Source organism: Solicola agrisoli (assembly GCF_049059935.1).
Lineage (GTDB): Bacteria > Actinomycetota > Actinomycetes > Propionibacteriales > Nocardioidaceae > JAURVT01.
In genome coordinates this window covers 1-7,161 of the sequence record NZ_JBMGQR010000120.1, presented here as the reverse complement: position 1 = coordinate 7,161, position 7,161 = coordinate 1, and the positions used below count along the sequence as shown (strand labels likewise).

10 protein-coding genes are annotated in these 7,161 nt (G+C 69.1%); 9 read left to right on the top strand and 1 reads right to left on the bottom strand.

Annotation, left to right across the window (positions count from 1 at the left end):
• From ACI6PP_RS22455 to ACI6PP_RS22430, 6 genes are all read left to right on the top strand, one after another.
• On the top strand, nt 1-257 hold a 257-nt coding region (locus ACI6PP_RS22455), incomplete at its 5' end, for a hypothetical protein (RefSeq protein ID WP_421113957.1).
• A gap of 245 nt (nt 258-502) precedes the next feature.
• Entirely contained in the window at nt 503-955 is a 453-nt protein-coding gene (locus ACI6PP_RS22450; protein WP_421113956.1) for a helix-turn-helix domain-containing protein, read from the top strand.
• Nucleotides 956-1,007: 52 nt separating this feature from the next.
• A complete protein-coding gene (locus ACI6PP_RS22445) occupies nt 1,008-1,442 on the top strand; it encodes an ImmA/IrrE family metallo-endopeptidase (RefSeq protein WP_421113955.1) in 435 nt (144 codons plus the stop codon).
• Nucleotides 1,439-2,485, top strand: a complete 1,047-nt coding sequence (locus tag ACI6PP_RS22440; RefSeq protein ID WP_421113954.1) for a DUF6545 domain-containing protein — start codon at nt 1,439-1,441, stop codon at nt 2,483-2,485. The genes ACI6PP_RS22445 and ACI6PP_RS22440 overlap by 4 nt, the downstream gene beginning before the upstream one ends.
• Nucleotides 2,475-3,335, top strand: coding sequence for an oxygenase MpaB family protein (locus ACI6PP_RS22435; protein WP_421113953.1), 861 nt, complete (start codon nt 2,475-2,477; stop codon nt 3,333-3,335). Before ACI6PP_RS22440 ends, ACI6PP_RS22435 begins: the two co-directional genes overlap by 11 nt.
• A 45-nt stretch (nt 3,336-3,380) precedes the next feature.
• A complete protein-coding gene (locus ACI6PP_RS22430) occupies nt 3,381-4,448 on the top strand; it encodes a peptidoglycan DD-metalloendopeptidase family protein (RefSeq protein WP_421113952.1) in 1,068 nt (355 codons plus the stop codon).
• A 53-nt stretch (nt 4,449-4,501) separates the two neighbouring features.
• Here ACI6PP_RS22430 and ACI6PP_RS22425 read toward each other — a convergent pair whose 3' ends face one another.
• Nucleotides 4,502-4,765 carry a hypothetical protein gene (locus ACI6PP_RS22425; protein WP_421113951.1) on the bottom strand — a complete coding sequence of 88 codons (264 nt, stop codon included), beginning with the start codon at nt 4,763-4,765 and terminating at the stop codon, nt 4,502-4,504.
• 48 nt (nt 4,766-4,813) lie between these two features.
• Here ACI6PP_RS22425 and ACI6PP_RS22420 point away from each other — a divergent pair, with 48 nt between their 5' ends.
• From ACI6PP_RS22420 to ACI6PP_RS22410, 3 genes are all read left to right on the top strand, one after another.
• Nucleotides 4,814-5,389, top strand: coding sequence for a hypothetical protein (locus tag ACI6PP_RS22420; RefSeq protein WP_421113950.1), 576 nt, complete (start codon nt 4,814-4,816; stop codon nt 5,387-5,389).
• 46 nt (nt 5,390-5,435) lie between these two features.
• Nucleotides 5,436-5,672 (top strand): hypothetical protein, encoded by a 237-nt coding sequence (locus tag ACI6PP_RS22415; RefSeq protein ID WP_421113949.1) that lies wholly within the window; start codon nt 5,436-5,438, stop codon nt 5,670-5,672.
• The coding region (locus ACI6PP_RS22410) for a MinD/ParA family ATP-binding protein (RefSeq protein WP_421113948.1) at nt 5,582-7,161 on the top strand (1,580 nt) is incomplete at its 3' end. The genes ACI6PP_RS22415 and ACI6PP_RS22410, both read left to right, overlap by 91 nt.

Genomic DNA, 7,161 nt, shown 5'->3' with positions numbered 1-7,161 from the left:
GGCCGGCGGTGTTGGTGCGGCATACCAGCGCCACCGCTGTGGGCCAGCCGAGGGCCGGGTCGGGCCATGTCGAGGTGAGGTCGCCGCCACGGCCGCTTCCGGTGGCTAGGGACGTCGTCCCGGCGCCGCCGTGGGTCCCGACCCAGCAGAAGGCGTGCGGGCGGCGGCTGATCTGGGTGGTGCGTGCCGTGGCCGGTGACCGCGGGGTCGGCGCACCGATGAACTTCCCGGTGGAGGCCGATCCCACCTCCGACTGAACAGGGGGTCGAGGAGAATCGGCGGTCGGGAGGATTGGACCGACGCTCCACGGGGAATGCTGGACGTCGTTGGTGTTGGTCATCGTGCCCCCAGACCTGCCGCAGCATTCATAACTACAGTTTCTTCTAACGTGGTCTGCATTTAACTACAGTTGCCATCAGCCTTCAACAGGTGTGCCGGACGTCCTCGGGTCTGCGGGCCGCCACTACTGTTCTCCTGTACGTGCTGGGATCGACGGAGAGTGATGACCGCAGTGAGCCAGGGAGGAGTGCCGCACCTGGCCGAGCGCCTGAACGACCTCTTCTCCCGCGTGCCGAAGCCGGGAACCACCCAGCCGTACAGCAACGACGCGGTGGCCTCGGAGCTGACCGCTCAGGGTGTGTCGGTCACCGGCGTCTACATCTCCCAGCTGCGCAACGGCCGCAAGGACAACCCCAGCGCCCGGCTCCTAGCCGCGATCGCGGTGTTCTTCGGCGTCCCGATCGGCTACTTCTTCGATGCGGCCGAGGCCAGCACGGTCGTGGCTCAGCTCGACGACCTCGGCCGGGCCCGCGACGCCCGGATCCAGGGTTTGATGACCCGCGCGCAGGGTATGAGTGATGAATCGCTAGATCACATAGCAAGCATCATCGACCACGTCGTCGCGATCGAGAACGGATCCACCGCAGGTGACACTGCTGAGTCGGCTGAGGACTAGGAGCGGCACCGCTCCGCTCCGACGGAGCGCCGCGCGTGCGGCGCTTGCCCTCATGCCCGCCGACGGCGACCTCGCCGTCATGACCAGGCGCGTCGGCAAGCGCCGCGGTCGCTCGATCAAGGTCATCGAAAAGGACCTGTCCGGCTCGGAGATCTCCGGGCTGTGGATCGAGGTCGGCGACGTCGACTACGTCGTGATCGCCGCGGGGTCCCCACCGGCCAGGCGCGCAGCGATCTTGTGCCACGAGCTCGCGCACATGCTGCTCGGGCACTCTGGGCGCAGCGGCAACGGCGGGGTCCAGGTGGCCGCAACCATCGCCCCGGACATCGCCCCCCACGTCGCGGCGAGGTTCCTGGCTCGCGACGAGTACGACGACGCCCAGGAAGTCGAGGCCGAGAGCCTGGGGACGCTGCTATGTGCCGAGCACCACCGCCGGCTGCGCGATCCCCAACGAAGCCCCGACATCCTGACTGCACGACTCAGATGACGGTCGCTCTGGCGATCGCCTGGCTGGGGGCCGCCTACCGGCTCAAGGTGAGCCTGGCCGGCCCGCACGCCCTATGGCGGTGGTCCTTCACCGCCGCACTCGTCTGCCTGGCCGCCGGGCTCACGGTCCGCCAATTCCCCGGACCGATCGACGACGCCCTCGGCTTCAACACCAGCACGCTGCTGACCCACCTCCTGGTGCTCGCCTCAGGCGGGGGAGTGGCGATCTACCTACTCACGCTGACCCGGCACGAGCCGGAGCGCCGGTGGATCAACGGCATCATCGTCACCACCGCGGCTCTGATGCTCATCAACGTTGCCGTGTGGGCCGCCAGCCCCATCCACACCCGCAACTACCCCGAGATCGGTGACGTCCCCGGCACCGAGGCCTACAACCTCGCGCTCAACGTCCCGTTGAACATCCTGCTGCTCGCCACGGCGTTCCAATGCGCCCGATTCGTGGTCAAGCCGCACGCGCCTGACCCGAGCCGCACCGCCGGCCTGGCGCTCATCGCCGCCTCCAGTCTCCTGGGCGCTGTCGTCCTGACGTTCAACATCGTCAACTCGCTCCAGCAGTGGCTGCTGGACGAGCGGAGCGAAGCCGCCCGAGATGTTGGCAACGCGCTGCTCCCGATTGTGCTCAGCGGCATCGGCGCCGGAACGGTCATCTTCCTCGCCGGACCTGAGGTCCTGTCACGGATCGAGAACCGCCGCCTACTGCACCAGATCAAGCCACTCAGCGACCGACTGGGCGCGGACTACCCGACCGTGTCCCTCACACCGAGCAGGAGGCAGAGCACCGGGTACCGGCTCGAGCGAGCGATGATCGAGATCCACGACGGACTCAGCCTCCTGCGGGTGACACCGGGATCCGATCCGTACCAAGCGATCGCCGACGCCCTGAACTATCGCGGCAGGCGTCTCGAGACCGGCGTCAGAGCCAGCACCCTCCTGCCGGCGGCGACCACCCCAGATGAGGACCGACAGATCATTCGTGACGTCGCACGCGCCTACCGAGAGGAGACCTACGACCATGCACGCTGAGCGCGCCAAAAGACTCGCCGAGCTGCGACAGCTCGCAGCGGACGGCCACTGGCTGGACGTCTACCGCCGCACGACCCTGTGGGAATTCCCCGGTGACGCCCGACTGGGGTTCCAACTCGCGTTCCTCGTGCCCTTCACCGTGCCCGACATGGCCGAGACCCTCGTCGACCACGGCGGCATCATCCGCGACCCATTGCGCCGCGGCTACCACACCGGGCTGATCATCCACGAGCTCATTGCCCAGGGCCACGACGGCGAAGCGGGCACCCGGCTCGTCGCGCATATGAACCGCCTGCACCACACCGCCGACATTCCCGCCGAGCAGATGCGGTTCGTCCTCAACGGACTCATCGTGCTGCCCACCAGGTTCATTCAGCGGGCAGGGTGGCGACCCCTGGACCCCGTCGAGCTCGAGGCCACCGTCCGGTTCTACGACCGCCTCGGACACCTGATGGGCATCCCGGACCGACCCTGCAATTACGACGAAGCCGCCCAACAGTTCGACCAGTACGCCGCCGCGCAGATTCGACCGAGCCGCGAAGGCGCTCTCCTCGGCGAGGCCCTGCTCGAGGTCCTCCGTGCCCGGTTCCCCCGGCCGCTGCGTCGGATCGCCCCCCGGGTGTTCAGCGCTGTCATCGACCCGCCGGCCGCCAGTGAAGCACTCGCCCTGCCGCCGACAGGACGACGCACCGCCGCCGCCCTGAATGCTGCCCTCGGGCTGCGCAAGACTCTCATCGCTCGGCGCCCGCCACCGTCGAAACCGTCCTTCACCTCCGGCCAGCCCGTCGGCGCGATCTACCCCTCCGGATACGACATCGAGGACATCACCGGCCACGGATCTATGCTGTAGTTTGTCCTGGTTGGGACATTAGGTAACTACGGCACGCGGGGTGTCATGCGAGCTGACGGCGAAAGCGGCGCCACCGGCCTGATCGCGTCTGCGATCGTCGGCGGCCTGGCGGTGCTGATGCTGCCGGTGGTCGTCGTCGCGGCGACCGCAGGCTCGAGCACGCCCGACGGGGGAGAGGTCGTGGGCGACGTCGCCGCCGGGGCGATCCCGGCGAGGTACCGCGACGCTGTGTTGGCGGCCGGGGCCAAGTGCAAGGAGATCGGCGCGCCGGTGATCGCCGCGCAGATCGAGGCCGAGTCCGGGTGGCGGCCTGACGCCGGGTCTCCGGCCGGGGCGCAAGGGATCAGCCAGTTCATGCCCGGCACCTGGTCGACCTGGGGCAAGGACTACTCCGGCGACGGCGTCGCCGACGTGTTCGACCCGGTCGACGCGATCGGCTCCCAGGGCGACATGATGTGCGCCCTGGCGGCCCAGGTCACCGCCAAGATCGACACCGGCGTCCTGGACGGTGACCCGCTCGAGCTCGCGCTCGCGGCCTACAACGCCGGGATGGGCAACGTCACCAAGTACCGCGGCGTCCCGCCGTTCCCCGAGACCCAGAACTACGTCAAGAAGATCACCACCGCGGCACGCACCAAGTTCAGCACCCCCACTACCGTCACCGGCGCCGGTGGTGGGGGAGCGACCGGCCCTGTGCAGCTCCCGGTCGCCAAGGGCAAGTACGTCAACCGCGACAACTACGGCTCGTCCGGTTCGCTGTGGGCCCGCCACCACACCGGAACCGACTACTCGGCACCGTGCGGCACACCGGTCCGGGCGGTGCACGCCGGTGTCGTGGTCCACGACCGCGGCCAGTCCGGCTGGGCCGGACCGAACTTCGTGAAGATCTCCACCGGCGCCGGCAACCTCGCGACCTGGTACGCGCACATGATGCGCCTGGCCGTCGCCGACGGCCAACAGGTCGCCGCCGGTGAGGTCATCGGCTACGTCGGCACCCTCGGAAACTCGACCGGCTGCCACCTCCACCTCGAGGTGCACCCCAAGGGTGGTCGCTACGCCCAAGACGACGTCGACCCCAACGACTGGCTACGCAAGAAGGGACTCACCCCATGACCCTCACCCACGATGCCGAGCACGGTGCGGGACAGCCAGCGGCACGTCTTCGCTCAGTCGGGCCGTTGCGGCTCGCGCAGTCCAGTCCTGAACTCGGCAATGAGCCAGACGACGCCGGCACCGACCAGCAGAGCAAGACTGATGCCAACCAGCCCAGTCAGAGTCCAAGAGATCGGATCGGGCACAGAGCCGCCGAGAACGTCAGTCGCCACGGCGGCGATGTATGCCACCAACAGGAGCGTCGCCAACACCGTGGAACCAAGCTTGGTCAAGACCTTGGCCTTCTCGCCCCAGCGGGGCAGCGACGTCGAGCTCACCGGTTCAGTATTGAGCCACAGGCGCGGCGGCGTCTTGCTATCGGAACCATGGTGCTTACCGCTGCGTTATCGCTGGCCGCGTGCGGCACCGACGAGCCCGAGCAGACCCGCCTCGTCGGCGGGAGCACTACGGCGACCACCGACCCGGACGGGATCGAGCTCGTGGCCCCCGGCGGGCCTGGGCAGCCGCGCGGCGAGCTGCCCGCGCCGGCATCGGTCGACACCGGCGACGCGGAGCAGGTCGCCGACGCGGTAGCCTTGACCAACTTCGTTGTCGACACCCGTGTCGACCGTACGCCGATGGACGGCCTCCGGCGAGCATCCAGGTGGCTGACCGACGACTACGCGGCCGCCGTCGCCGAGCCAATCCCGGCCTCCGGCGGGGCCGAGTGGATCGACCTGGCCGACGTCGACGGCTACACCACCGCCACGGTGACCGACGGCGACGAGGCCGAGGGCGGCAAGGCCACCTCCACGTCGGTCCTGCTGGTCCGGATCGTCACCGTCACCCGGCACAACGCCGCCGGCCGGGTGCTTGGAACCGAGCGCCTTGGCACCTTCGTCAGTCTTATCCGCCCCGAGGATTTCGGCCCGTGGGCCGTCGAGTCGATCACCACAGCCTGAGACCCCAGAGCGACACCGCGCCAAGAAGACGAGAGGTCACCACGCGATGCTGAACACCTACCGCCCCGGGCACCAACTGCTCGTTCTCGCTGGCCTGGCGGTCGCGGCCATCGCGTTCGGCATCGGCAGCCTGTTGATCTTCGGGAACAACCTTCCCGCCGAGCAGGCGCAGACCGCGAGCACCGTCCGGTCATGGACGATCTGGCCCCTCGCCGGCGGCCTGATCATCGCCTCGGCCGGCTGGATAGCTCATCGACTCGATCGCACGAAGACAGGCCGGTGAACCCACCGCTACACCAGTTCCGGTCCAAGCCAGCGAGTCGGTCCCACAGCACGCAGGAGAAAATGAAGCCCATGACGCAGCACCAGATGAGCACTGAGCCCGCACCGCCGGAGCTGTACCCGGTGGTGGTCGTGACCATCGAGGACGGCCGGGTCGTCGTCGACGGCGACCTGCTGGCCGATTCGTTGATCGCTGCGGCGAACGGGTCCCCGCACGCCGCAGCGGTGCACGTGGTCGCGGTCGAGCACGCCCAGCGGCTGGACCGCCCGGTCTACGCCCTGGCCACCGACTCCACCGGCCGGAACCGGTTGACGGTGCACCCCGACGGGCGGGCGTACGCGATCACGCCGGTCAGCGACGAGGAGGCCGACGACATAATCGAAGGCGCCGCCCGCGCAGCTCGCCGCGGCACCGGGCTGTTCGACGACGGGCCCGCTATGGACGACGGCGAGGTGGCCGCCGATGACAGCAAGATCAAGACTGGGTGGGAGATCCCCGCCCAGCGACCGGCCCCGTCCAAGCCCGGCGCCCGCCGCCGCGTCGGCGCCGAGCCCGAGGTGCTGCGGACGACCGCGACGACCGAGGGGCGGCGTAAGTCGTTCATCTCCCACGAGCCGACCATCGAGCCCGCCCGCCACGGGTGGCGCGGCGCGTTGAACAAGCTGGGCATGAAGACCAAGCCGTCCGACGCCGAGCTGGCGTTTCGGGAGGACGTCCGCCAGGTCTCTCAGCACTGGCCCGGGCCGAGGACGATTGCGATCGCGAACCCGAAGGGGTCGGCGAACAAGACGCCCACGATGGTGTGCCTGTCGGCGATCTTCGGCCGTTACGGCGGCGCTGGTGTCCTGGGGTGGGACAACAACGAGACCAGGGGCACCGCCGCCTGGCGGACCCGCCAAGGCCCGCACGAGGCCACCGTCCTTGAGCTGCTCCCGTACGCCGACGACCTGCTCGGCTCCCACGCCCAGGCCGCCCATCTGGCGCACTACGTGCACCACCAGCCCGCCGACAAGTTCGACGTCCTGTGGTCCGACCAGTCCACCGCCTCCGAACATGAGATGACCGGCGAGGAGGTCCGCCAGGTCCACGAGGTCGCCGCCAAGTACTACCGGCTCATCTTCATGGACTCAGGCAACTCCGAGCGCGCCTCGAACTGGCGCGCGATGATCACCGCCGCAGACCAGCTCGTGGTGCCCTGCACGAACGTCGAGGACACCGCCGAGGCCGGCGCCCGCATGCTCGAGGCGCTGGCCCAGCGCGACGAGCACTCCGCCGACCTCGCCCGCAACGCGGTCGCGATCGTGTCCCAGCGGACGTCGGGCAAGGACCCGAACATGGCCCGGATCGTGGCCGACCTCGGACCGTTGGTCCGCACCGTGGTGACGATCCCGCACGACCCGGCCCTGTACTCGGGGATCATCAACTTTGATGCGCTGCGCCCCGACACCCAACGCGCCTGGCTGCGCGCCGGCGCCGCGGTATCGCGCGG